This window comes from Halomonas sp. DP8Y7-3 (assembly GCF_019801675.1).
Lineage (GTDB): Bacteria > Pseudomonadota > Gammaproteobacteria > Pseudomonadales > Halomonadaceae > Halomonas > Halomonas litopenaei_A.
Map to the genome: position 1 here is coordinate 525202 of NZ_JAHVIO010000009.1, position 26134 is coordinate 551335.

General features: G+C 62.3%; 19 protein-coding genes and 1 tRNA gene. 7 read left to right on the plus strand and 13 right to left on the minus strand.

Annotated elements, in window-relative coordinates:
- Window positions 1–107 precede the first annotated feature (107 nt).
- From KUV86_RS12050 to KUV86_RS12070, 5 genes are all read left to right on the plus strand, one after another.
- Window positions 108–944: a thymidylate synthase gene (locus tag KUV86_RS12050; protein ID WP_222484918.1), complete on the plus strand. Its 837-nt coding sequence runs from the start codon at window positions 108–110 to the stop codon at window positions 942–944.
- Between the two features lie 83 nt (window positions 945–1027).
- Window positions 1028–1537, plus strand: coding sequence for a dihydrofolate reductase (locus tag KUV86_RS12055; RefSeq protein WP_261395903.1), 510 nt, complete (start codon window positions 1028–1030; stop codon window positions 1535–1537).
- A 158-nt stretch (window positions 1538–1695) separates the two neighbouring features.
- A complete protein-coding gene (locus KUV86_RS20085; protein ID WP_315900986.1) occupies window positions 1696–3162 on the plus strand; it encodes a ProQ/FINO family protein in 1467 nt (488 codons plus the stop codon).
- A gap of 567 nt (window positions 3163–3729) precedes the next feature.
- Complete coding sequence (locus KUV86_RS12065; RefSeq protein ID WP_222484012.1) at window positions 3730–4860, plus strand: porin; 1131 nt, start codon at window positions 3730–3732, stop codon at window positions 4858–4860.
- Window positions 4861–4961: 101 nt separating this feature from the next.
- Window positions 4962–6074: a hypothetical protein gene (locus KUV86_RS12070; protein WP_222484920.1), complete on the plus strand. Its 1113-nt coding sequence runs from the start codon at window positions 4962–4964 to the stop codon at window positions 6072–6074.
- A gap of 93 nt (window positions 6075–6167) precedes the next feature.
- On the opposite strand, the gene KUV86_RS12075 is transcribed toward KUV86_RS12070, so the two are convergent.
- Window positions 6168–7613 (minus strand): catalase, encoded by a 1446-nt coding sequence (locus tag KUV86_RS12075; RefSeq protein ID WP_222484923.1) that lies wholly within the window; start codon window positions 7611–7613, stop codon window positions 6168–6170.
- Window positions 7614–7789: 176 nt separating this feature from the next.
- Here KUV86_RS12075 and KUV86_RS12080 point away from each other — a divergent pair, with 176 nt between their 5' ends.
- Window positions 7790–9778 carry a diguanylate cyclase domain-containing protein gene (locus KUV86_RS12080; protein WP_315857848.1) on the plus strand — a complete coding sequence of 663 codons (1989 nt, stop codon included), beginning with the start codon at window positions 7790–7792 and terminating at the stop codon, window positions 9776–9778.
- 101 nt (window positions 9779–9879) lie between these two features.
- On the opposite strand, the gene KUV86_RS12085 is transcribed toward KUV86_RS12080, so the two are convergent.
- From KUV86_RS12085 to KUV86_RS12120, 8 genes are all read right to left on the minus strand, one after another.
- A complete protein-coding gene (locus KUV86_RS12085; protein WP_222237546.1) occupies window positions 9880–12285 on the minus strand; it encodes a tetratricopeptide repeat protein in 2406 nt (801 codons plus the stop codon).
- Complete coding sequence (locus tag KUV86_RS12090) at window positions 12278–13894, minus strand: BatD family protein (RefSeq protein WP_222237545.1); 1617 nt, start codon at window positions 13892–13894, stop codon at window positions 12278–12280. The genes KUV86_RS12085 and KUV86_RS12090 overlap by 8 nt, the downstream gene beginning before the upstream one ends.
- On the minus strand, window positions 13891–15558 hold the full coding sequence (locus tag KUV86_RS12095; protein ID WP_222237544.1) for a VWA domain-containing protein: 1668 nt from the start codon (window positions 15556–15558) through the stop codon (window positions 13891–13893). Before KUV86_RS12095 ends, KUV86_RS12090 begins: the two co-directional genes overlap by 4 nt.
- A complete protein-coding gene (locus tag KUV86_RS12100; RefSeq protein WP_222237543.1) occupies window positions 15555–16562 on the minus strand; it encodes a vWA domain-containing protein in 1008 nt (335 codons plus the stop codon). The genes KUV86_RS12095 and KUV86_RS12100 overlap by 4 nt, the downstream gene beginning before the upstream one ends.
- Complete coding sequence (locus tag KUV86_RS12105; protein WP_222237542.1) at window positions 16559–17098, minus strand: DUF4381 domain-containing protein; 540 nt, start codon at window positions 17096–17098, stop codon at window positions 16559–16561. The genes KUV86_RS12100 and KUV86_RS12105 overlap by 4 nt, the downstream gene beginning before the upstream one ends.
- Entirely contained in the window at window positions 17095–18096 is a 1002-nt protein-coding gene (locus tag KUV86_RS12110) for a DUF58 domain-containing protein (RefSeq protein WP_222237541.1), read from the minus strand. The genes KUV86_RS12105 and KUV86_RS12110 overlap by 4 nt, the downstream gene beginning before the upstream one ends.
- A gap of 20 nt (window positions 18097–18116) precedes the next feature.
- Window positions 18117–19118: an AAA family ATPase gene (locus tag KUV86_RS12115; protein ID WP_222237540.1), complete on the minus strand. Its 1002-nt coding sequence runs from the start codon at window positions 19116–19118 to the stop codon at window positions 18117–18119.
- Between the two features lie 914 nt (window positions 19119–20032).
- Window positions 20033–20109 (minus strand) — tRNA-Arg (locus KUV86_RS12120).
- A 140-nt stretch (window positions 20110–20249) separates the two neighbouring features.
- Between KUV86_RS12120 and KUV86_RS12125 the strand changes: the two genes are divergently transcribed.
- Window positions 20250–21011, plus strand: a complete 762-nt coding sequence (locus KUV86_RS12125) for an alpha/beta hydrolase family protein (RefSeq protein WP_222484924.1) — start codon at window positions 20250–20252, stop codon at window positions 21009–21011.
- A 125-nt stretch (window positions 21012–21136) separates the two neighbouring features.
- On the opposite strand, the gene KUV86_RS12130 is transcribed toward KUV86_RS12125, so the two are convergent.
- The 4 genes from KUV86_RS12130 to KUV86_RS12145 form a co-directional block, all read right to left on the minus strand.
- Window positions 21137–22117, minus strand: a complete 981-nt coding sequence (locus KUV86_RS12130; protein WP_222484926.1) for an HAD family hydrolase — start codon at window positions 22115–22117, stop codon at window positions 21137–21139.
- Between the two features lie 101 nt (window positions 22118–22218).
- Window positions 22219–23844: an arylsulfatase gene (locus KUV86_RS12135; RefSeq protein WP_222483991.1), complete on the minus strand. Its 1626-nt coding sequence runs from the start codon at window positions 23842–23844 to the stop codon at window positions 22219–22221.
- A gap of 754 nt (window positions 23845–24598) precedes the next feature.
- The gene (locus tag KUV86_RS12140) at window positions 24599–25282 is read right to left on the minus strand and encodes a haloacid dehalogenase type II (protein WP_222484928.1); all 684 of its coding nucleotides are present in this window, start codon (window positions 25280–25282) and stop codon (window positions 24599–24601) included.
- A 194-nt stretch (window positions 25283–25476) separates the two neighbouring features.
- Window positions 25477–26031 (minus strand): carboxymuconolactone decarboxylase family protein, encoded by a 555-nt coding sequence (locus tag KUV86_RS12145; RefSeq protein WP_206941068.1) that lies wholly within the window; start codon window positions 26029–26031, stop codon window positions 25477–25479.
- Window positions 26032–26134 lie beyond the last annotated feature (103 nt).

Below are 26134 nucleotides of genomic sequence, written 5' to 3' on the forward strand. Positions count from 1 at the left end.
GACAAATCGCTTTCAGGACGAGTGCTGCCGCTTCTGGTATCACGGCTGGCCGGTCAGTAGAATGACCGGCCAGCTTCGTCTTGAAACGTTCCAACGAGTGATTGCCCATGTCTGTCGTCGCCCCTGAAACCGCCTCTCTGCCCGCCTTGGAACAGCCGTACCTGGATCTGATGCGCGTCGTGCTGGACAACGGCGTCGAGCGGGAAGACCGCACCGGCGTGGGCACCCGCTCGATCTTTGGTCACCAGATGCGTTTTGACCTGTCCCGTGGTTTTCCGCTGGTGACGACCAAGAAACTTCACCTGCGCTCGATCATCCACGAGCTGCTGTGGTTTCTGAAGGGTGATACCAATATTGCCTACCTGAAGGAACACGGTGTCCGTATCTGGGATGAGTGGGCGGATGAGGATGGCGACCTCGGGCCTGTGTATGGCTATCAGTGGCGCAGCTGGCCCGACCCGCGGGGCGGCCATGTGGACCAGATCGAAACGCTGTTGGAACAGATCGCCACGAATCCCGGATCCCGTCGCCTGATTGTCTCTGCCTGGAACCCTGCCCTGGTGGATGAGATGGCGCTGCCCCCTTGCCACTGCCTGTTCCAGTTCTATGTGGCTGACGGCAAGCTGTCGTGCCAGCTCTACCAGCGCAGCGCCGATATCTTTCTGGGCGTGCCGTTCAATATCGCCAGCTATGCGCTACTGACGCAGATGATTGCCCAGGTGGTTGGGCTCAAGCCCGGCGACTTTGTGCATACCCTGGGAGATGCCCACCTTTACCTCAATCATCTGGAGCAGGCCGAGCTGCAGCTGAGTCGTCAGCCGACGTCCGCACCCAGGCTGGTGCTGGACCCGAGCGTCGACAACCTGTTCGATTTCCGCTTCGAACACATTGCCATCGAAGACTATGAACCACATCCCCATATCAAGGCAGAGGTGGCGGTATGACCCAGGCGCCGACGACGGAACAGTCTCATCCTGACCGTGATGCCCAGCGGATCGCGGAGCTCGACACCTTTGTGCCGGTGGCCATGATCGCCGCCATGTCGCGCAACCGAGTGATCGGTGTGGATAACCAGCTGCCCTGGTACCTGCCGGAGGATCTCAAGTTCTTCAAGCGCATGACTCAGGCCAAGCCCCTGGTGATGGGGCGCAAGACCTTCGAGTCCATTGGCCGTCCGCTGCCCAATCGCCTCAACATCGTGGTGACGCGGGACAAGACCTTCGCCCATGACGGCGTCAGGGTATGTCACGATCTGGTCAGCGCCATTGCCTTGGCAGACCAGCAGGCCACCATCGAAGCCGCCGAGGAAATCATGGTGATGGGGGGCGCTCAGATTTATGCCCAGGCCATGCCGCTGGCGTCACGACTGTATCTGACGGAGGTCGATATCGAGATCGAGGGAGATGCCTTCTTCCCGGCCCTCGATGACGATTGGACCGAACAGGCAAGCGACGCCGGTACGCCCGCCGAAGGCCAGCCCCACTATCGTTTTGTGCGCTACGAGCGGTCCCGCTCGCAAGACGGCATGTCAGCCTGAACGCCCGGTAAATAGAGTGGGTGCCGATCGTCGCAGACAGGCGACAATTGCCACATCGCCGGGCCTGGCACAGACTGTGTCGATAATCCCGACAATAGCGGGCGCTGACATCAGCGGCCCCGTCATCGCAGTAACCTGGTGAGCCTGGAGGAGTCGACGTGAGCGAGACACGCGCAGAACACCCGTTGGAGGCGCTTGAGCAACGAACGGCGTCGCTGTTGGACGGACTGCGTGAAGGTCGCCTGCGCGAGCGGCAGCTGTCCAGCGACCAGCGCCAGCTGCTGGATGACAAGCAGCGCCTGGCCAGCGAATTGAACGCTGCACGGGAGCGCCTGGGTGATCTGGAAGCACAGCTCGACGCCCTGCGGCAAGCGCAGCAGACCCTGGAAACCGAGCATCGTGCCCTGGCGTCCCAGCGTGAGTCGCTGCTTGAGGAGCGCACGTCGTTGATCGAGGAACGCGCGTCGCTGATTGAGGAACGCACGTCGTTGATCCAAGAGCGCACCGCGCTGTTCGAGGAAAATAGCGAGCTCAAGGAAGAAAACCGCGAACTCGATGAGCAGAATCGCGAGCTTGAGGCGCACAATGCCCGACTGCGTGACCGCGTCGAGCACCCGGATCACGAACCTGACATCACTGCCTTCCGTCCCCCCCAGCGCCGAGCCCAGGGGTTGGCTGCCCTGATGCAGCATCGTCCACGTCCTGTCAGCGATAGCCCTGTTATCGATAGCCCTGCACGCGATGAACGAGAGCAGGGCGCTTCGTCCAGCGCGCCGACGATCGCGTCCCAGCCCGGCCAGGAGAGCCCGGCCTCTTTGGGCCATGGCAGCGAGCCGGTGAAAGATGAAAGGGCACAGGAGTCGACTGCTGCCGAGGTGACTGCTACCGAGAACCCCCCAACGGCGACGGCCGACACGGCTGCGCTGTCCAGTCACAGCGATGACCAGGTCGCAGAAAAGCCTGATACAGAGGTGGGAGTGCAGGGCGACCTCGCTTTTGACAAGGCGCCGTCTCCCCAGGCGCTGCTGGGGGATTGGTATCGTCGTTATGACCAGACCTTCTTCAAGGGCCACACCCGGCCGCTTAAGGTGGGCATCCATGAGGAGCTTGCTGCCCGGGAACCCTGGCCGGAAAAGCTCGTCCGCCGCGCCTTGGCCTGCTATGTGAACCTGCCTCGCTACCTCAAGTCCGTGCGTGAAGGGGCGGAGCGGATTGGCCTGGATGGCGAACTGGTCGGCCAGGTCGATGCCCAGGCGGCGGAGCATGCCAAACGCAAGCTGGACCGACTGCAGGCGGAGCAGCGTGGGCGCGGCACAATGTCGCGCCGTCGGCGCAACAAGGGGCACGGCAATGACAAACCCTCAGGCTCCGACAACCACTCAGACTCCGATAAGCGTTCCGATTCCGGCAAGCCTTCAGGCACCGGCAACAGCGACACCTCCGCATCCGCCAAGGCTTTGACTCACGCTGGCCACCGGGACACTGGCAGTGTGAGCGCGAAGCCCGCTCGCCCCACGGAAAGCGTGACCTCCGCCGTCACCTCGGACCCTCAGGGTGATGGCGAGGAAACGCGCCTTCAGCGAAAGCTGGATGAACTGCTGGCGCGTCACAACAGCAGCCGCTAAAGAAGCGCTGACGTCAGCCGTCGAGCAGTGCCTGACCCCTGCCGCCCAGCTTCCGACTATCCGTGAAGCACTAACACAGCACAACGCAGCGCAGCGCCGGTGCAGGCATCGCTGCGGTGTTGGTCAAGGCCGTTGATAGCAGGGGCGGCTGTTCAACCCGTTTGCTCTCTCATTGACTTGAAAGCGTCACATCAGCGGGGCATGATGTTAGCGCTACGCCCGATGCAGCTTTCTATGCAGAATCGGTAAACAGTTGGCGAACAATGTTCGTTAACTGCCTTTTGCAGTTTCTGCTCGGGTAGCATTTTCGCAGGGATCGGTGTCGAAGCGATGGGCAGCTGGAACGAAAACAGTGTTTTTTTCTTGTTGCGCTCCTGAGAAACCCGGTATATGGTTGCCCTTGCGAGCATTGGACTATAACAAGGCTTCGCCGCTGTCAGGCTCGCTGTTCAGGTTCCCTGCCAGGAACCCGTCAGGACAGAAATACGAGCCGGCAATGACCGGCAAGCCAAGGCTGCCAAGCGCAGCAACGATCGAAACAGCAAGCTAGTCAAAAGGAACTCAGCAATGAAAAAGACACTGTTAGCGACTGCCATCGCTGGTGCTGCTGCCTTCACCGCCGTTGGCGCCCAGGCTGCTACCGTCTACAACCAAGACGGCACCAAGCTCGACATCTACGGTAACGTTCAGCTGGTTTACGTCAGTCAGAAGGACGATGAAGGTGAGCGTCGCGACGAAATCGCCGACAACGGCTCTACCTTCGGTTTCGCCGCTGAGCACGTCATCTACAACGGTCTGATCGGTTACGCCAAGATCGAAATCGACGACTTCAAGGCCGACGAGATGAAGGTTGCTGGCCGTGATGCAGGCGACACCGCCTACATCGGTATGAAAGGCAACTTCGGTGACGCGCGCATCGGTTCCTACGACTCCCTGCTGGACGACTGGATCCAGGATCCGATCTCCAACAACGAATACTTCGACGTCTCTGACTCCAACACCTTCAAGGGTGCACCGGGCCAGGAAGCGAATGACGAGGACGTTGTTGCCGGCGATCCCGAAGGCGACAAGATCACCTACACCTCTCCGGTCTGGGGCGGCTTCCAGTTCGCCGTGGGTACCCAGTACAAGGGTGATGCTGAGTCCGAGTTGCTGCAAGATGGCGGTGAGGCTTCCATCTTTGGTGGTCTGAAGTACACCTACGGCGGCTTCTCTGTCGCCGGTGTCTATGATGACCTGGGCATCTATGACCTCGAGCGTGGCACCTATCCGCGAGGCGCCACGGGCGACGACATCAAGTTTGACATCGCTGACGATGAAGATCTGGGCGACCAGTACGGTGTCACCATGCAGTACCAGTGGGACAGCCTGCGCGTTGCCCTCAAGTACGAGCGTTTCGAGTCTGACAACAGCTTCCTCGAAGATGCCGACTACTACGCCATCGGTGCCCGCTATGGCTACCTGGACGGCATGGGTGATGTCTACGGTTCCTACCAGTACATCGACGTGGGTGGCGATGGCTTCGACGTCGACGCTGCTGATGACGACGACGAGAACGACGATAGCTACAACGAATTCGTTGCCGGCGTGACCTACAACATCTCCGACGCCATGTACACCTACATTGAAGGTGCTTGGTACGATCGCGAAGCCAACGAAGGTGATGGCTACGCCGTGGGTCTGACCTACCTGTTCTAATCCAACAGGTTTGACCCCTTAGCGTTGTGACGCTATAAACGAAAGCCGATCCTCAGGGATCGGCTTTTTTTCTGCACTCGACCGCAAGCATGTGAGGATCCATGAAAGACGTCACCCTACCCGCGGCGCTGTTGGCGCTTGGCGTTGCTCTGGCCAGCTCCACTGTCCAGGCCTACGATAGCGCCGTGACCGAGCGCTTCCGCGAGGAAAATCGCCAGCTCGACCTGACCGGCTTCTTCAAGCCGGAAAGCGACGCGCGCAGTCAGACCTTTCTGTTCGGGTCCCCGCAGGCACACGACTTTGAGGTAGAGGAAGAGGGGGTCTACCGTTTCGAAAGCAGCGTCAGCGCCGGCTACGAGGATACCTACCAGATTGACGCGGTGCTGATGGACGATGCCGGGAATGTGATCGCTCGTGGTAAGGGATACGGCCAGGATGGTGGGCTGCAGCTCGAAAGCCGCCTGACCCCAGGCAAGTATGAGCTGCAGGTCAAGGGCACCCGCTTTGGCCGTCGCGGCCGCGCCGGTGATGGCTACAGCATTGCCGTGGTGGGCCTGGATAGCCAGGGCAACCGGATCGAGGTCGATGATGGCATGGGGCTGCAGTTCACCGGGGCTGATCGAGAAGGCAATCAGAGCGCCTTTGTCACCAGCCGTGACGCCGTGGTGACCTTGGGTGGCGAATCTGCCGCTGCGACTTCTGCCTCCGCGACGGCTAGCGGTGCGGCGGCTGCATCGTCAAGCGCGACGGCTTCCAGTGCGGCTGCCTCCAGTGCTGGAGCCACCAGTGCAGCGGCCGGCGGTGCTGCGGTGGCCGGTACGGCGGCGGTTGCCGGGGCCTCCGAAAGCGTCAGCGGCAGTGAAGCACGCAGTAATAACCCTGACGAACGTCAGGTACAGAGCGTCAAGACCGACGTCAAGATTCGTGCCCGCGGTGAGGTGCTGTCGTTCAACGTGGCCGAGCCAAGCCAGGTGCGCATCACTACCTCCACCTTCCCGCCGGGAGATGAAGACACCTATCGTCTGACCATGGAAGTGGCGGATGGCTCTGGTCGCATTGTTGCCGAAGGCGCTGGTGAAGGCTTTAACGGTAATGTGGACCTATCCACCCAGCTGGATCCGGGCACCTACCACATCCGCGTCACTGGACAGAAGTTCGGCAGTTCGATGGACGGCCCCAATAACTACGAGCTGAAGGTTGTGCTCGACAACTGAGCCCCGGTGGGCCGGTTGTGGCAAAGAGTAATAAAAGGACGGGCCCCTCGGGGCCCGTTTTTTTAGTGGTGAAGGCGTCGTCAGGACTGGTGATCAATCCCCGACTCGGGCGATGGCCTCGCGTACGCCAGCAGCGTACTCCGGGTGACACTTCTCGAAGTGGCCCAGCTGGCGTTCCTTGATCTCGCTTGGAACCCCCTGCATATGACGGGCGATGTTACCGAAGAGACGCTGCTTCTGTTCATCGCTCATCAGCTCGAACAGGGCCCTCGGCTGGCTGTAGTCGTCGTTGCCGTCACGATGGTTGTGGCGCCAGGCGTCACCTTCCAGCGGCAGCGGCGGCTCGACCGCGCTGGGGTCTTCCTGCGGGCCTCCGAAAGAGTTGGGCTCGTAGTAGGCGTCCGGGTTTTCCTCGCCATTGGCGAAGAAGCGCATCGGGCCATCCTTGTGGTAGTGGTGGACCGGGCATTTCGGCTGGTTCACCGGCAGCGCCTCGTAGTGGGTGCCGAGACGATAGCGGTGGGCGTCTGCATAGGAGAAGACCCTGGCCTGCAGCATCTTGTCCGGTGAGAAGCCGATGCCCGGCACCTTGTTGGACGGTGAGAAGGCGGCCTGCTCGATTTCGGCGAAGTAGTTATCGGCGTTGCGGTTGAGCTCGAAGTGACCCACCTCAATCAGCGGATAGTCGCCGTGGGGCCATACCTTGGTCAGGTCGAACGGGTTGAAGGGGCAGCGCTTGGCCTCGTCTTCTGTCATCACCTGAATGAAGACGTTCCAGCGCGGGTAATCACCGTTCTCGAGTGCGTTGTAGAGATCTTCCTGAGTCGTTTCACGGCTCTTGCCGACCACTTCCTCCGCCTCGGCATCGGTAAAGTGCTGGTGTCCCTGGGCGGTGCGGAAATGGAACTTGCACCACACACGCTCGCCGTCAGCATTAATCAATGAATAGGTGTGCGAGCCGTAACCATTGATATGACGCACATCGGTGGGCAGACCGCGGTCCGACATCAGCATGGTGACCTGATGAAGTGACTCAGGCGACAGTGACCAGAAGTCCCAGGCTGCCGTGGCGGAGCGCATGTTGGTGCGGGGATGGCGCTTCTGGGTGTGGATGAAGTCCGGGAACTTGTACGGGTCGCGGATAAAGAACACCGGCGTATTGTTGCCGACCAGGTCCCAGTTGCCTTCCTCGGTGTAGAACTTGAGCGCAAAGCCGCGCACGTCGCGCTCGGCATCGGCTGCGCCTTGCTCACCGGCAACGGTCGAGAAACGCGCCAGCATCGGCGTCTGGCTGCCCGGAGTGAAGACCTTGGCCTTGGAATAGCGAGTGATGTCGCCGGTAATGGTCAGGGTGCCGTGGGCGCCCCAGCCCTTGGCGTGGACGGTACGCTCGGGGATGCGCTCGCGGTTCTGGTGGGCGAGCTTCTCCAGCAGTTGGTAGTCCTCAAGCAGCAAGGGCCCGCGCGGACCGGCCGTCAGGCTGTTCTGGTTGTCGCCGATGGGGGCTCCGGCGCTGGTGGTCATGGTCTTGCGGGTCATGAGGCGTCTCCATTGTTCACTGATCACGGTCTACGTCTTAAAGATAGAGACTGATGTCTCATGGGAACAATGATTCCTTTCTATTTCGGTTATAGGAAATGAGTGTTTAGGAGTAGTATTTATGTTATTCACGACGGATGTGATAACTCGCTGACATATCCTGAGGACCAACCTTCGTGGCCAAGCTGTTCAGTGTCGTGGCAACGCTGTCACTACAAGTGAGAATGTTGATCGGTCTAGCAGCCACCTGGCTGGTAGTGATCACGATTCTGCTGGTCTGGGGCTGGTACACCGGGAAGGATCTGGTTCGCGAGGTCAACTTTTCCCACCTGCGTTACGAAACCCGACTGATCGCCGATGAGGTGACCGAGGAAATCGATACCCGGCTCGATATGCTCGGTCGACTGGCAGCGCTGCGTGATAACCGGGCTCTGCTGGACGCCTCCAGTGAGGCCCTTCGCGATAGTGGGGCCCTGCTCGAGCTGTTCGATGCTCTGGTCGTGATGGACGCAACCGGCAAGGTGGCCGCCGACTGGCCGCCTACGCCAGGGCGCCAGGGCCTTGATATCAGTGACCGGGAATATTTCAGCTTTATGCGCGAGGTGCGCCGCCCGTACGTCAGTGAGCCCATCTATGGACGCGTCATCGGGCTGCCGCTGGTTCTGCTTATGGTCCCGCTGGTGTCCGACGAGGGGCGTTTCGAGGGCGCTCTGGCGGGGGTGGTGGAAGTCAACGCCGGAGGCATCTTTCGCCGCCTGAGTCGAGTCAGAATCGGCAATGACGGCTACGCTGCGGTATTTTCCGCCGCCGGTCAGGTGCTCTACCACCCGGATCAACGCCAGGTGATGGGGGAACTGGGGCGCGAGGGTGAGCTCAATCATAATCCGGCCCTCGACCTTGCTCTGTATGGTTGGCAGGGAGAGCGCTATGGTCCCGCTTTCAGTGGTGAGATGACCTTCCAGTCCTATCGTCAGGTGTGGCCTGCCAACTGGGTGGTGGGAGTCTTCCTGCCGGAAAACCAGGTACTCGCGCCGCTACGAGGACTACTCGAGCGCTTGGGAGCGGTGGGCATCGGGATTGCCTTGCTGCTGCTGCCGTTGCTGGGATGGATGGTCTGGCTGCTGCTGCGACCGCTGTACCAGTTGCAGTCGCAGATCGCCCAGGTGGGCAAGGGCACCCGCGGTCGCGTGGTGCTGGATACCCAGATGAAGGAACTGGTCCAGCTGGCCTCGGCCTTCAATGCCGTCGAGGTGGAACGCGAAAAGGCGCTGGCCGACCTGCGCGGTCGTGAAGCCTTTCTGGACGGGGTATTGGCGTCTTCCCCCATCGGCATGTTCGTGACGGATACCCAGGGCCGTATCACCTATGTGAACGATGCCCTGGTGCAGCTGACCGGGCGTTCGCCGGATGACATGGACCGTTCGGCCTGGGTTCAGGCCATCCATGCAGAAGATCGCGAGTCCGCCATCGAGCTGTGGCGCTACAGCCTGATGTCTGGTCAGACCTTCCTGCGTCAGTATCGCTACTGGCGTGAAGACGGAGAACTGCTGTGGCTTGAGGTGCATGCCAGCCAGGTGGCGATTGACGACGATATCTTCGGTTTCGTGGGTACCGTCAAGGACATCACGGCTCGCCGCCAGCAGGAGGCCATGAGTCAATGGGAGGCCGAGCATGACCCGCTGACCGGACTACTCAATCGGCGTGGCTTCGAGCGGCGCCTGGAGGAGGCCATGGTGGACTGGCGCAAGACGTCGACGCCCTCTGCGCTGATCCTGTTCGACCTGGATCGCTTCAAGCCGATCAACGATGAAGGCGGCCACCCCCTGGGCGACGAGATGCTCAAGCGTATCGCCAGGGAAGTGTCGGGCTGTGTGCGCAGCAGTGATCATGTTGCCCGTCAGGGGGGAGACGAGTTCGCGGTGCTTCTGCCAAGCTGTTCCCTGGCTCAGGCCAGACGCATCGGCGAGGCTATCCTTTCTGCCATTCACGGGACCTGTGTGGTGCATGAAGGCCACGAGTATCGGGTGACGTCCAGTCTCGGTATCACCGAGTTTCGCCCCGGTGATGTCGATGTCGCGGCGCTGGTCGAGCGAGCCGATGCGGCCAGCTATACCGCCAAGCGGGAAGGCCGCAACCGACTGGTGGTCGATGCCAGCAGCGCCTGAGGCGCGTGCCAAGGCGGCGGAGTATGTCGTCTCCGCTCGCCTTTTTCGCTCACCCTGTTCGCTCGCTTTGTTCGCTCATGAGGTCTGTCGACGCCTGACCGTCAGTTGGCCCTTAGCTGGCGCTCCAGCTGGCCAAGCCGGGGGTCGTCAGGTCGCAGCCTTCGCAACTCCGCCAGTGCGGCCAAGGCCTCGGAGATTCGGCCGCTGGTAGCGTTGACGTAGACCAGCGCGTACAGCAGGTCGGCATCGCCGGGAGCCTGGCGAAGCCCTTGCATCAGCGCATCCCGGGCCTCGTCCTTCCTGCCCAGACGGTCCAGCATAAGGCCGCGGTTGTAGTGGGTTCTGGCGTGTCCCGGGCGCCATTCGGCGGCTTTCTCCAGCCACTCCACCGCCTCTTCCATATTGCCGCTCTCCGACAACGACAGGGCCAGCAGGTAGGCCAGATGACCACGGTCCGGCGCGGGCATGGCGTCTCTATCGATGCCATCGCGCAGCACCGCCTGGGCGTCCTCTCGCCGGCCCTCAGCGCTGAGCTGAGTCACCAGATTGGCACGGGCCGGCAGGAAGTAGGGGTCCATCTCCAGCGCCGCCCGATACTGCGCTTCGGCCTCGTCTTCACGGGCGGTACGTGCCAGCAGCACCGCCAGGTTGAGGCGATTGCCGGGCAGGTCCGCGTTTTCGCGCAGGCGTCGCTCATAGTCCCGTCGCGCCTCGAGGAAGGCGTCGCGCCGGTCTTCGGGCATGACCATCAACGAGGTCCCTGCCAGGGCCTTGACGGCTTCATCGCGAACCGCCAGGCGGGGGTCGTCGACCAGCGGCAGCAGCAGTTCGACCCGAGCATGTTCTGGCGCCTGGGCGAAGACCGGGATGGCGGCAGCCCGGACCTGAGCACTGTCATCGCTGAGTGCTTGTTCAAGGGTGGGCAGCGCTTCGCTGGCAAATGGCGCCAGTTCGTCGACGGCGGTGGCCCTGACAATGTCAGGGGTATCGCTGTCATCTATCAGCGCCTTGAGGTAGTCCGGGGCTTCGGGACGCCCCTGGCGGGCCGATTGCAGCGCCACGCCATAGTGGGATTCGCTGGCGGCCCGACGCTGGTCACCGAACCAGTCGCGAATCTGGTCGGCTGCCTGTTCCGGGGAAAGGTCCTCATGGCAGCGGGTACAGGCATCGGGACTGTCCGTGGCGGCGGCCAGGTCCGGGCGCGGTACGCGGAAGCTGTGATCGCGCCTGGGGTCCACCACCATGTAGGTGGTTTCCGGCATGTGGCAGCTGACGCACTGAGCGCCGGGGCTGCCGGGCTCGTGATGGTGATGCTCCGGCGTATCGTAGTGAGCGGCCTTCATCGTCGGAAAGCGCGGCGGGGGTGACGGGTTGTGGCACTGCATGCACAGACCGTTGCCCTCGACCCTGACCTTGTTGGTGTGTGGGTCATGGCAGTCGACGCAGCTGACCCCTTCCTGATACATACGGCTTTGGGTGAAGGAGCCGTAGACATAGACCTCTCCCTCGATCTGGCCATCGGCGTGGTACATGCCGTCGCTCAGCAGGCTGGGCAGAGCGGCATCGGTCAGCGGAGCCCCGTGAACCGGCCCGGCGCCGAGCATCTGGCGACGGCTGTGGCAGCGTGCGCACTGCTCGACCAGCTCAGGCCCAGGCATCTCACTCAGTGATAGCGGCAGGCCCTTGTCGCCGTTATTAGCCGATGCTTGAGCTGCATCCAGTGCGTTGTCCTCCGCGCTCCACTGCTCGGCCCAATCCAGGTGTGACTGGGCGGGCCCATGGCAGCTCTGGCAGCCCACACTCTGCTCGTGCCAGGTGGTGGCGAAGCTGTCGCTCTCCAGATCGTAGTGCTTTTCCAGGTTGGTGGAATGGCAGTCGGCGCACATGGCATTCCAGTTCTGATAGCGCCCGCGCCAGTGCAGTGGGTCGTCTGGGGTGAAGGCCTGGCCGGGGTAGAGGGAGAACCAGCGCTGGCCGCCTTCGCTCTCGGGGCGTGAGTCCCAGGCGATGGTCAGCCCCTGCAAGCGTCCTCCCGGTTGAGCCACCAGGTACTGTTGCAGCGGGGAGAAGCCAAAGGTGTAGAGAATCTCGAAGGTCTCGGCGGGATCACCGGGACCTTCCAGGATCGCCAGAAAGGTCTCGCCGTCACGTGTAAAGCGGGCTTTTACCTCGCCATCCTCGAATACCGCATCATCAAAGTCGCCAAGCACATTGGCCGGAGTGGCCTCGCGCATGGCCCAACCGTGGTCCGAGTCCTGCCACGCCTGGGTCTCTGCCTCGTGACAGGAAGCGCAGCTGCCTTCGGGGGCATAGCCCTGGGTGGCACTGGCGAGAGTGGGCAAGGTCCCCTGGGGTTGACTGGCCGCAGCCGTGGGGGGAAATCCCAGTCCTGACATTGCCAACAGTACCGTCAGCCCCACCAGCAGGCCGATAGAGCGCTGTTTCCAGCCGAGCAGAGCGACAATGAGGGGCGGGCGTGTCGAGAAATAGCCACGGGGTCTATGCATTACGTCGAGTCACTTCTGCCATCGGGTTCAAGGGCTTCATGGAAGCAGAGGAAAAGGGGGAGGCTCCCTGCGTGTGCCGTGCCAGCTCGCGCACGGGAGGGAGCGCCTGCTCAAGACGTTGCCAGTCCTCAGCCACGCCTGGGTCAGGGTCTGACGACGCCGTGGTATCCGGGCCCAGCTTTCGTCTGCACAGGCGATCCAGCGCATCATTCACCTGCTGGTGGGCGCGACTGTCGACCGGCAACTTACTGCCTAGGGCTTGCCAGTGGCGCCGGCAGGCGACCAGGTCGCGGCTAGCGATGGCCTGCTTGAGTCGTTCACGGTCTGCATGACCGTTGGCTTCCCTGTGTGCCTGCTGACGGCGACGGCGCTGCTCCAGCAAGAGGCGTCCGCGGGGTCCCAGACGGCGATAGAGCCAGACGGCCAGTCCGAGCAGCACCGCTGCCAGCAGGCTCAGGCCGACCAGCAGGGGGGCACGGTTCTTGAGCTGGCCGCCGATCGCGGCGGAACCCGAAACGCTCACCGGGACCGACTCCAGGCTGGTGCTATCGAGCTCTTGCTCTATCGGGTTATACCAGCGAAGCGTGACGCCCGGCAGCTCTGTCTGTCCCCCGGCTTCGGCGACATAGGTCAGGGTGTCGGTGCGGCGACCGCCGCCTCGGCTCTCTTCCAGGCGCGGCGCCTGGGGGTAGACGCCCAGGTTAGCGAAGCTGGCTGAATCATTGCTGTCTGGTGCCTCCAGCAGCGTGGGCAACAACAGGGCGCTGCCCCCTTCCAGGGTGGCGCTTACCGTGCGGCGGATGCTGTCCCCGGGGGCAAGCTCGAGGGGGGTGTCCGGGTCAATCTCATCCAGCGTCTCGCTATCGCCATCGGCACGGGTGATCTCGAGGGATTGCTCCAGGTCGATGCGCGTCGCCGCCAGGTAGGGCTCCAGTCCACGGGCGGCCTCAGGCAGGCTCGCGGTGAGGCTGATAGGCGGCAGGACTATCTGCTGAACCTTGGCCTGCTGGCTGCCTGGGGTGGCAACGCTGACATCCAGCGTGCCGCCGCCGAGCTCAAAGCGTCCCGCACTCAGCGGCGTCAGCTGATAGCGGCGCGATACGCCAGACCAGGTCTTGCCGTCGACCTGTTGGCTGACGGGCGTGGTTGAACGCTCGCCCAGGGTCACCCGCAGGCCAGGCTGGTCGAGGGTGGGGAACTCGACCGGTGTTGGCATCCAGGTGGGCACCAGCACGGTAATGCGCAGCTCGCTGCTTTCCCCGGGGGCGAGGCTGTCCTCGGACAGGCTCGCCTCAACGCGGGGCTGTGTAGCGGCTGTCTGGTTGGCGTCCGCGCTGTCCGCTGCGGTTTCGGGGCTCGCTGATGCCGCCACTGAATCTTCCCCGGGGGCGAGGCTGTCCTCGGACTGGCTCGCCTCAACGCGGGGCTGTGTAGCGGCTGTCTGGTTGGCGTCCGCGCTGTCCGCTGCGGTTTCGGGGCTCGCTGATGCCGCCGCTGGGTCTGCAGTAGGCTCGGGCTCTGCCAGGGCGGTCGTGGCCAGGCTGCCAGAGGTGAGCAGTAGCGTCAGCAGCAGGGCGGAGGACACGCTTGAGCGTTGTGTGGCAGTCATGGCGTCGTCCTTGCCAGGTCCAGAAAGGGAGTATCGCTCGACATCATCGCCTGGCCATCCTGCAACGCCTCAATAGCGAAGCGCTGGCGCAGGTAGTCGCTGGTGTCGCTGTCGAGGGTCTCGATCCACTGCTCGGCACTGATCTGGCCGCTGGGCTCATCGACGGGCGTCTCGGTTTCTTCACCGCGGGCTTCCTTGTTGTCGAAGACCACGTCGTCAGCGCCGATTCCCTGATCCTCGCCGGTGTCAGACTGTTCCCGGGTCTTTTCGACGTACTCGAGAATTTCCCGGGCGAGGGCCAGGTTGCGCTCACCCTCTGGGTAGTCGGGATCTCGTTCGAGCACGGTCTCGAAGGCGGTGATGGCGGGGCGATACTGACGATTCTTGATCAGCGCAAGACCCTGGGTGAAGGCGGCGTCGGCGCTGTCCTGGCGTCCCAGCCACTCGGCAGCAGCGTCGTACTGGCCGTCGCGATAGAGCGCATAGCCCTGCCATGCGGGATCCTGGAAGTGTTCGGCGGCGCGGCCGTAGTCGCCACGATCTGCCCACCAGCGGCCCTGCTGGTCCGGCGTCAGAAACGCATTGGCGACAGATTGCGCCGCGCGCTCCAGCGGCGTCGCCACATGCTGGTCCACCGCGCGGGAGGCCTCCTGGGCGAAGGCCTGCGGGACGGGACCCAACCACAGGCTCGGCAGTACCACCAGGCCGGCCAGCGTCAGGTGCCAGCCACGCCGGAACCCGAGCAAGGCCAGCAGTGCCGCCGGCCAGGCCAGCCACACGCCGCGATCTTCCCAGGACAGTCGCTCGTCATTGTTGAGCGCCTGCTGGTACGTCGCATCCAGGCTGGCCACGATCTGGTCCAGGTCGCTGTCGTCGGTGCTCAGGTTGACGCTTTGCACATCGGCGAACAGTGGGCCCGGCGCCATGTCGCCAAGGGACGGCGCACCGCTAGGCTGAACGGCGAGGGTGATCAGTTGGTTCAGCGAGTCTGGCGAAGGCGTGGACGTGCCCGCGCTGGGCGCGTCAGGAAGCGTATCGGTCACCAGCAACACCGAACCCGCCACGCTGCCATCGCTCTGCTGGGCCTTGGCAAGGATATCACTGGCAAGGGCCAAGGCGTCAGCGCCCGCATCACCGCCGCCACTCGGCATGACATCTGTCGACAGCCCTTCCAGGTAGGGCGCCATCAAGGTGGGGTCGTCGGTCAAGGGCACGACCTGATGGACGCTGCCTGCATAGGCCACCAGGGCGGTGCGAGCACCATCCCTGCGCTTCAGCAGGTCCTGAATCTTGTGCTTGGCGCGCTCCAGGCGGCTGGGCGGTACATCGGTTGCCTCCATGCTCGACGTCACCTTCAGCACCACCACCAGGGGAGCGCTATGGGCCACCAGCGGATTTGGCAGGCGGGTCCAGGAAGGACCCGCGGCGGCCAGGATCAGCAGGCAGGCCAGCAGTGCCAGAGTATCCACCGGTGACAGGCGCTTGCGGCGGTTAGCGTCGGTGCGCAGCGCGTCGGCCAGGTGTGGCGCAACATGGCCTCCACCCAGCTGGTCGGCCGGTATGCGACGGCGACACCACCACAGCGCGGCGACCACCGGCAACAGCAGACACCACAGCGGACGCAGCAGGTGGAAGTCAGCGAGACCCGCCATCCAATCGCTCATGCGGCGTCCTCCTCTGGTCTTGCCGACGCGGCTTGGGGGGGCGTAGCAGGCGGGCGCGAACGACGATCCAGGGTCAGCATCAGCAGCGCCAGCAGGCCGGCAAGCGCCAGCGGCCAGTGACTGAGTGAGTGGTGTTCGCGGTAGCTATGGGTCGCCACCTTGCGCGGAGCCAGTTCGTCGATGCGCTGGTACACCGCGGCCAGGGCCTGCTGGTCCGCGGCGGTGAAGAAGGCGCCATCGGTGGTGTCGGCGATGGCCTTGAGGGTATCGGTATCGACCCGATTTTCGCCACTGCCGTCAGGGTCACCGATTGCAATGGTGACCACACGAACTTCACGTTGGGCGGCGATGTTGGCGGCATTGATCGGGCTCATCCTGCTGCCGGTGTCGGCACCATCGGAGAGCAATACCAACAGGCGCTGTTCCACCTCGCTGGCCTCGAATTGCCGAATCGCCAGGCCCATGGCATCGCCCAATGCGGTGTGGGGGCCGGCCATGCCCACCTCGGTCTGGTCGAGCAGCGCCGTGAGGGTGTCGAGATCCTCTGTCAGTGGCGCCTGAACGTAGGCGCGGGTGCCGAACACGATCAGCGCCAGACGCTCGCCCTCGCGGTCAGCAACAAAGTCGCGGATGACGTCCTTGACCGCCGCCAGGCGCTGGCGCGGCTGGTCTTCACTGTCGATCAGGTCTCGCTCGTCCATGCTGCCGGAGATATCCACCGCCAGAATCAGGTCACGGGCGGCACTTTGCCAGACGATGGGTTCGCTGAGTTTTTCCGGGCGTGCCAGCGCCACCACGATCAGCACCCAGATCGTGAGCTGTAACAGACGGCTTAAAGGGGAGCGGCGTTGTTCGCCGGCCTTCGAGCTGCCTGCCGCATCCACCAGTTGATCAAAGAAGGGCAGGCGCAGGGCGGCCAGTGGGCGGCGGTAGGCGGGTAACCAGCGGACCAGCCAGAGCAGGGGCAGCAGTGCGAAGGCCCAGGGATTGGCCAGCTCCATCATCGATCGGCTCCCTGGTCGTGGTGCGGCGTCGGGGCATCCGTGCGGTGCTTGCGTATCCATTGACGGGCAAGCTGAGTCAGTGCAGCGGACGGCGAGGCGGCGCTGTCGCGATAGGCTCCTGCCGACACCTCCTGCCCCAGCGGACCATCAAAACGCCGAGAGGCGGGCGAGGGCGTCGTCGGCAGCGTCTGGTCCAGGAACTGCCACCAGCGGGACCCGCTGAGTCCGGCGACCAGCTCCCGGGGGTAGGCGCTCAGGGCGGTTCGCTTGAGCACCTCCGCCAAGACGGAGGTGCCTTCCTGGGAGAGGCGAAGATCCAGCTCCCGCAGCGCGTCTCGGCGATAGGCATTGGCCTGCCAGTGACGCCACCGGCGCACTCCGATAAACAGCAGCAGGGCCAGCAGCCCCATGGCCAGCACTGCCCAGCCCCAGGTCTGAGGGATCCAGGCAATCGGCGCCGGTTGCGGCGCCGGTGACAGCTGATCGATCAAATCCGACAGCAGGGTAATGTCGTTCACGTCAGCGCTCGGCGTCATGTCCGCCTCTCCTTGCCCGAGGTCTGGCCGTCATCCTGGGTCGGAGCGAGCCCCAACAGGCGGCGCAGTTGGGGCAGCGTCGGCGCACCGGCGGACAGTGACACCAGGCTGATGGCGAACTTGCGAGACCAGGCGTCCAGTGCGGCTCGGCGCCTGTGGGCGACACCTTCCAGCGCCTCACGCTGGGCCGCTTCTGCGGTGTCCAGGCGCGCGTGCTGGCGCCCGTCGGTGGCCAGACAGCTCATGTCGTCTGGCAGGGCATCGGCCAGCGGGTCGCTGACCGCGACCAGGATGACATCGTTATGGCGCCGAAGCGCGCTGAGCATGGCCTCGGTGCGCGGCCCTGGCACGTCAAAGTCGCTCAATACAATGACCAGGTGATCGCGGCTGGCCAGGCGTGACGCCGAGACCAGTACCTGATCGAGAGAAGTGGGCGAGGGGGCCGGACGACGGGCTTCCAGGCGCTGGTTGGCATTCGCCAAAGAGGTCAAAAAGCGCATGACCTGAGCACGCGAGCGGCGCGGCCTGAACTCCTCGACACCGTCATCGGTCACCACGATGCCTCCCAGTCGATCTCCCTGGTGCACCACCGCAAAGCTGAGCAGAGCGGCGGCTTCGGCGGCGACGACCGACTTCATCGCATGGCGGCTGCCGAAGAACATCGACATGCGCTGATCCACCACCAGCAGGGCAGGACGATCACGCTCCTCGGTAAACACCCGCACGTAGGGGGAACCGGTGCGAGCGGTGACGCGCCAGTCGATGCTGCGCACGTCGTCTGACGGCTGATAGTCACGCAGCTCGAGGAAGTCCAGGCCGCGACCGCGCAGGCGCGAGCCGTGGCGGCCATTGAGCACACTGCGCGCGGGTTGCCGCGGCAGCAGTGCCAGGCGGTTGCCGTGGGGCTCCAGGCCTGCCAGATGCTGCAGGTCGACGTGCACGCGCCGGTCAGAGCCGGGGCGAGGGTCAGCCTTCCTGGCGGTGTGTGGGTTGCGCATGGTGACCTTCCTTGGACGGTTCAGGGCAGCGCGACGCAGCCCAGCAGGGTGGCGATGGCGTCATCGCTGGTCATGCCCTGTCCTTGGGCCTCGAAGCTCAGTGCAATTCGATGGCGCAGCACATCGGGAGCCACCTGCTGCACGTCCTGGGGATCCACATAGTCGCGCCCCTCGAGCCAGGCGTGGGTGCGCGCGCAGCGATCGAGGGCAAGTGACGCGCGTGGACTCGCACCCAGTTCAATGGCGCGGCCCAACTCCTCGCTGAAATCGGCGGGGTGGCGGGTGGCATCTACCAGCGTCGCCATGTACTGCTCCATGGCCTCGGCCACATGCAGCATGGCGATCTCGCGGCGCGCGGCGAAGATGGCTGACTGGGCCAGCGGCGCCGGAGTCGCCGCCACGGCGCGATCACCTTCCGCTGCGGCATCCCTGGCGGCCTTGGCCTGCTCTTCCTGGCGCACCAGCCGGATGACGTCGACTTCCTCCTCGCGGCTCGGGTAGTCCACCCGCACGTGCATCATGAAGCGATCCATCTGCGCTTCGGGCAGCGGGTAGGTGCCTTCCTGTTCGATGGGGTTCTGGGTCGCCAGCACCATGAACAGCTCCGGCATCAGGTGCGTCTTGCCCGCCACCGTCACCTGCCGCTCTTCCATGGCTTCCAGCAGGGCGGACTGCACCTTGGCTGGGGCCCGGTTGATCTCATCTGCCAGCACCAGGTTGGCGAACAGTGGCCCCGGCTGAAAGCGGAACACCGAGCCTTGCTCGCTCTGATGATAGATCTCGCTGCCGGTCACGTCGGAGGGCAACAGGTCCGGCGTGAACTGAATACGGCTGAAGTCAGCCTCCAGGTTGCGCGCCATGGCCTTGACCGCGCGGGTCTTGGCCAGGCCTGGCAGTCCCTCGATCAGCAGGTTGCCCCCCGCCAGCAGGCCGATCAGCAGGCGTCGGATCACCTCGCGCTGGCCAACGATGGACTCTCCAACGGCGGCTTCGAGCCCCCGAATATCCTCAAGCAGACTCATGGAACCTCCGGGTAGATGGTTTGCCAGTCCGTGGCCATGTCGACCACTTGCCAATGGCGTGCAGCGGCCTCGTCGAGACCATGTTGTAGCGATGCCCGAACAGGCTTTGCCGAGCGCAGGCGATATCACCGTCTGCGCTTGTATGAAGAGGGTCCTGCCGCAGGTAACTGGCTGCGCCCATGTGCTCGTATCCTTGAGACAGTGGTCACGTTCCGCGACCACATCGATATGGCCATCGTGGATGCCGACACCGCTTGGCCTCGCATGGCGATGATTACCGCACGTCAGAAAGTGCGTTATCAGCGAGCTTGAGGCTACTGTTCAGATGTGTCGCTAACATCTCGTTTTATCGTCGTTATTGATCCCGGTGAGCGAAGCATCGCGACCTGAAGAATGATTCAGTATGCCTCGTGTCGGGACTATTGTCGGGACTATATTTACCCTGGTAACTACTATGACGCGTCATATCCTGTCGACTGCCTGTCGCAGTATAAGAGGGTCCGAGCTGACGTCATTACGTCAGAGGGGAGAGTTATCCGTGGCTCTTGCTGAGGGAGTTTTCGACATGTCGCACGTTGTCGCATGTTTATCGACACGTTCGCCGTGGTTATCTTCGATAGCGGTAAATAATGGGAATGTCTTTTTTGGTAGCAAAATGTAAGTTTTCTTGCTGCCACGGGTCGAGCTAGAGGCTCAAATGATGTACATCAATATTGGCGCGACGTTTCCGAGTTTTCTCGGCTTTCTCTCGGTGTTGTCTCGGTTCCCGTGGAGGCACGAGACACAAGCAGGATAACGGTTAAGAGAAAGGTGCAGGAGAACGGTTCGGGAAAAGGTGCAGGAGAAAAGACGCAGGGGACGGAGCAGATGGCAGGAGGGATAAGGGGGCAGTAAACAAGGGAGAAGTAAAAAAGTGGCGCGCCCGGGAGGATTCGAACCTCCGACCACCTGATTCGTAGTCAGGTACTCTATCCAGCTGAGCTACGGGCGCACAGTCGTCACACGAGTGGTGACGTCAAGAGGGGGCGCATGTTAGAGCAAAGTGGTTGACGGCGCAAGGGGATCGGGTCGTTTACCATAAGACCTTCCGCGGCGGCCGGAGTGGGGCGGACTGGGTAAGGGGAGTGAACGATGTCACTGCTGGTCGAGTGTCACACGCTGGAGGGGCTTGGGTGTGTCTATGCACCGAGTGGCGAGGGGCCATTTCCTGCGGTGATGCTGCTGCATGGCTCTGAGGGGGCCTGGTCCGGGTGGAGCCATCGTCACGCCGTCCTTCTTGCCGCCCATGGTTTCCTGGCGTTCCCGCTTGGCTACTCGCGGGGAGGTAATGCATGGCGGGCCGGGGATATCGAAGATTGCTCCATTGATCGCTGCGTGGATGCCTTCAAGGGATTAAAGCAGCACTCGCTCAGCGGCCAGTCCGCCGGGATTTATGGACTGTCTCGTGGGGCAGAGCTGGCGCTGTTGATTGCCGTGCTGTCGTCAGTTCATGACCGCTCCGCCATCCCGGATGCGGTTGCAGTACATAGCCCAAGTGACTGTGTTTGCGGGGCATTTCAAGCAGCCAACTTCCTGCCCTGCGACGATCCGGGCAGGCAACCCTGGGACCCCAGCAAGCGTGCCTGGACCTGGCAAGGAAGCTATGACGGCCTGCTGCCCTCAACGCCGATTGAGGTGGAGCGTTATGCAGGACCGGTACTGGTTTCCCATGGTGAAGCCGACAGTATCTGGTCGGTTGCCAGCAGCCAGAGGCTAAAGGCACGCCTCGATGAGCGAGGCGGTGAGCACGAGGTCTATCTCTATCCCGGTGAAGACCACGTGCTCTCGCCGGAGGCCGAAACACTGCATCATCAACGGCTGGTGAGCTTTTTTCGCAGATATCTCACTGCCTAAGCTTCCGGTCGTGGGAATGAACAGCGAACGGTGTTGCTACGAATTTTTTCTGAATCCGGGCCGTCTCGCAGCTTTCTCCCCCTGTTCTTTTCTGCTTCCCGCTTTCTTGCTAGTTCTAATCAGGCTCAGGGCGCTTGCGGGTAGACCCGCTGCCAGTCGCTGGCCATATCGATGAGCTGCCAGCCGCGGTCTTCTGCCTGGTCCAGGCCGTCGGCCAGGCGACCGATATGGCTGTCCCTGTCGTAGGCCACTTCGCGCTCGGCGTCGGTGTGGTGGACAAGCACGCCCAGCCGCGGGCCATCCCCCTGGGTCGTCCAGATCAGCATCGGCACGTCGCCGTCGGAGTTGCCCACCGCCATGATCGGACGCTGGCCGATATGACGTTCGATCGACACGATTTTCAGAGGACCATCGTTGATCCAGGTATCACCCTCTTGCTTGTACAGGCTGGGGTCGCTGTCCAGATCCTTGACTTCCAGGCCCCCTGTGCTGCCGATGACATTCTGCGGAGGAACGCCGTAGACGTCCTCGGCGAAGGTGCGGATGAAGTGGAGTCCGCCGCCGGAGACGATATAGGTGGAGAAGCCGCTGTCACGCAGGTAGCTCAACAGTTCCAGCATGGGCTGGTAGATCATGTCGGCGTAGAAGCGACCGGTGTCCGGGTGGGTGGCGTTGGCCAGCCAGTCGGACACATCTTCCTCGAACTCGTCGAGGGAGACTTCTTGGTGAGACAAGGACAGCAGCGCTTGAATGCCTTCTTCGCCGGCTTCCAGAACGGTCTCGATATCGCCCTCGGCTGCGGCCTGGTGCAGCTCGCTGGTCAGCTGCTCCGGCTCTGCCTCGCTGGCGCGATCCAGCGCGTACATCAGCTGAAAGTAGGCGGGCTGTTCGCCCCATAGGGTGCCGTCGTTATCGAATACCGCAATGCGCTGCTGTTGCGGCACGAAGTCGTCGCTGGTGGGATCGCTGACGGCCTCGACAAAGTCGACGATAGCGTTCTTGTTGTGACCCGCATTCCAGGACGGCAGCGGATCCGCCTGAGCGAGGGAAGGAAGGACGGCCACCAGCAAGGCTGGCAGCATGCGGGGGGTAATGAAGGTTTTCATGGCGAAGCATCCTCGATGAAGGGCAGGTCGCTGGTGCGATCGGTCGTCATGACGCAACAGGCCGCTCCCTGGGGAGCGGCCTGTATCCTGGCAATGCAGCGTTACTGAACGCTGGCGGGTTGCTCGAGGGCCTCCATGACCTGGTCGAGACTGAAGCTTGCCGCCTTCATGCGGGGCGGGAAGTCCTTGAAGGTCTCGAGGAAGGTACCCACGTAGGCCTGGGCCGGCACCAGCAGGAAGGAGTGCTCCAGCAGCCAGTCATAGTAGGTGTTGGACGTCAGCTGTGAACGCTCATAGGGATCGCGGCGCAGGTTGAACATCAGCGGCACGCGCAGCGGTGTGAAGGGGTTGGCCCAGACTTCGAAGGTGCCCTCAACACGCTGCTCCATGAACACCAGCTTCCAGTCGTCGTAGCGCAGGGCGGTCAGGTCACCGTCGTCCGAGAAGTAGAACACCTCGTTGCGTGGACCTTCTTCTGTCTCGCCGGTCAGCAGCGGCAGGAAGTTGTAGCCGTCCAGATGAACGTTGTACTCCCGGCCGATGGCTTCTACGCCACCTTCCATCAGGTCTTCCTTGACGGTGTCGTTGCCGACCGCCGCCAGCAGGGTGGGCATCCAGTCCATGTGGTGCATGATTTCATTGGAAATCGCGCCCTCCTCGATGTGGCCCGGCCAGCGCACCATGGCCGGAACACGCCAGCCGCCTTCCCAGTTGGTGTTCTTCTCACCACGGAACGGGGTCATGCCCGCATCAGGCCAGGTGTTCATGTGCGGCCCGTTGTCGGTGGAGTAGAACACGATGGTGTTGTCGGCGATGTCCAGTTCGTCCAGTTTTTCGAGGAACTGGCCGATATGCATGTCGTGCTCGACCATGCCGTCGGCGTATTCGTTCTGGCCGGAGACGCCGCGCAGCTCGTCCTTGACGTGGGTACGGAAGTGCATGCGCGTGGCATTCCACCATACAAACCACGGGGTGCCTTCAGCGGTCTTGCGCTCGATGAAGTCCAGTGCCGCAGCGGAGGTCTCGTCGTCGACGGTTTCCATACGCTGTTTGGTCAGCGGACCAGTGTCTTCGATCTGACCATCGGCGGTGGACTTGATCACGCCGCGGGGACCATAGGTCTCACGGAAGGTGCGACCGTCTGCCATTTCCAGATCGCCAGGATAGTCGGGGTGTTCCGGCTCTTCCTCGGCATTCAGGTGGTAGAGGTTGCCGAAGAACTCATCAAAGCCGTGGTTGGTGGGCAGGTGCTCGTCGCGATCACCCAGGTGGTTCTTGCCGAACTGACCGGTGGCATAGCCTTCTGCCTTAAGCATGGCAGCGATGGTCGGATCTTCTTCGCTGATACCCTGTTCGGCACCCGGCAGGCCCACCTTGGACAGACCCGTGCGGAACACACTTTGCCCGGTGATGAACGAGGAGCGGCCGGCGGTACAGGACTGCTCACCGTAGTAGTCGGTGAACATCATGCCTTCGTCGGCAATGCGGTCGATGTTGGGGGTCTGGTAGCCCACCAGTCCGTGGGTAAAGGCAGAAATGTTGGATTGGCCAATGTCGTCACCCCACAGCACCAGAATGTTCGGCTTGCCCGAACTCTCGGAGTCCTGTTCCTGTGACGCACTGTCGTCCTGGGCGAGGGCAGAGGCCGACATGGACAGCGCCAGACTGGCCGTCAGCCAGTGGCACCAGTGGGCCGAGCCTGTTGGCAACTTAGGATTTTTGAACACCTTGACGTCTCCCTGACGATAGCGCTTGCTCTGAATCACGAAATCTAGCGATGGGTTCTTATTTGTTCCCAGGCCGAGTATAGATAACGTTCGCTGAGTTTATGTGCTGAAAACCTCGGCTGAGCCAGATCTCCGCTACGGCAACAGGTGAGAATGACTCCGATTCGTTGATTAACCCTATTATTTCCCGGTATTTACTGACGAGATCGACGGCATTGTTACTTTGTAGGTTTATTGTAAATGCCGCTAATGCTCCTAATGCTCCTAATGCTCCTAAGGACACCTGCGGTTGGGTGCATCTTGCAGTGAGTGGTTGACCAGATGTCGCAGCGCATTCTAAACGAGCGCCCGGAGAAGCGAGGCACTGTAAGAGGCGCCACGGGAGAGGAAAGAGGGGAGAGAGAAAGAGGGGGGCAACAGCGCAAGAAAAAACAAGAGAGATGAAAAGCGAGAAGATCTGGCAAGACCAGGCAAAAGAAAAAAGTCAGTCGCGGTATCTTGAGGTGACAATTGTCACATATGGGCTAATCGCTCTTTTGATAGCCGCCTATCAATATGCCTGGTTGTCGCTGATGCCTAGGTGGGCTGAGTGAGAGACGCTGAAGTCGTCAGTCGACTCCAGCGCAACACCCGGATCTTTGCGGCTATAGATACATCGTTCGCGTAACCTCCGAGGCGGCAAATCGTCAGTGCAGTCGTCCCTGCATTGTCTTATTAGTGCCTGGGATGTAAAAAATCACAGTGGAATATATGGTTAAGTAATCAATTGATCTGTCAGTTGTGACAGGTTGTCGGTGATATAGTCAGGCATCGGGACGTTCTGCGCCGGTAGCAGAGCGTTGTAGGGACGCAGGACCAGTGCCCCTTGCCAGCCGCATGCCTGGGCGCCAATTGTGTCCCACAAATGGCACGCTATCAGGCACAGTTCATGCCCTTCGGCCTGCATCTCCTGGGCGACTTGAGCATAGGTGGATGCGGCGGGCTTGAATTGCCTGACCGGCTCGACACTGAAGCTGCGCTCGAAATAGTCGCTCAGCCCGGCCCTTTCCAGTGGCGACGGTGAGGCGCCCGGGGCAGAGTTGGTTAGGGTCACCAGGCGGAAGCCTGCTGCCTTCAGCCGTTCAAGCGCTGGGGCCACATCCGGATGTGCGGGCATGGAGCCGATGCGAGATGCCAGCTCATCGATATCGCTTTGCTCAAGGGAGATGTCATGGATATCGGCTGTCATCCGCAGCGCGCCAGCGCCGAGCTGTCCAAACGGGGTGTAGAGCCCCGACAGGGTCATGGTCTGTGAGTAAAGGATCAACTGGGCAAACCACTCCCTCAGCATTCCAGGGTCGCCGAACAGCCGCTCGAACAGTGGCTCCAGGTGGGTCAGGTCGAGCAGCGTCTCGTTGACGTCGAAGACCAGCACCTTGGGAATTGCGTGATCACTCATATCACCTCCTTGCAATGGACGAGCTTGCCTTGACTCGCTATTCCTCAGCTGTCTCGCACCTAAGCTATCGGTTCCAGGCGCGATCTGCATCATGGACGATCGGTCCTTGAGAGCAGCACAGATGGCGAGGAGGGCAGTGTGATGGGCAACGGGCCAAGGGGGCATCGCAGGGTGGCCCGTTGCCCAGTCACGACTTACTTTGCCTTGTGCCAGTCAAACTTGGCGAAGGGTTCGTCTACTGGAGTGTCGGCCAGGTGGTTGGTGTAGTTGCTCATCACCTTCTGTGACAGTGCCAGCACGACCTCGAGTACCTGGCGCTTAGTGTAGCCGGCATCCAGGAAGGCCTGGACCGCATCGGCATCCACGAAACCGCGCTCGCGTACCATGCTCAGGGTGAAGGTGCGAAGGGCTTCGAGGCGCTCGTTGGGCAGCGGGGTCTCGTTGCGCAGGGCATCGCTGACCGCGTCGTCCACGCCCATTTGCTTGGCGATGGCGGTGTGCGCCGGCACACAGTAGTGGCAGTTGTGCTCCACGTTGATGGTTTGCCACACCACGGTGGTTTCGTCCGCATCGAAACTGGAGTCCAGGAACAGCTGGTGCAGCTGCTGGTAGCCTTCCAGCAGGCCCGGCGCCTCGGCCATGACCGCATGCAGGTTGGGGACCATGCCGAACGCCTTGACGGAGTTGTCGAGCAGTGCCTGGCTGTCGGCTGGGGCACTTTGCTTGTCATGGAGAGTGAAGCGAGTCATGTTGCCTCCTGTGTGATGGCGTCTGTGGTCAGGGCGCAGGCCGTGGCAGCCTAAAGCGTTGCACCCGCCATTGAGTCCGTTTTGTTGAGCGATTGCTCAAAAT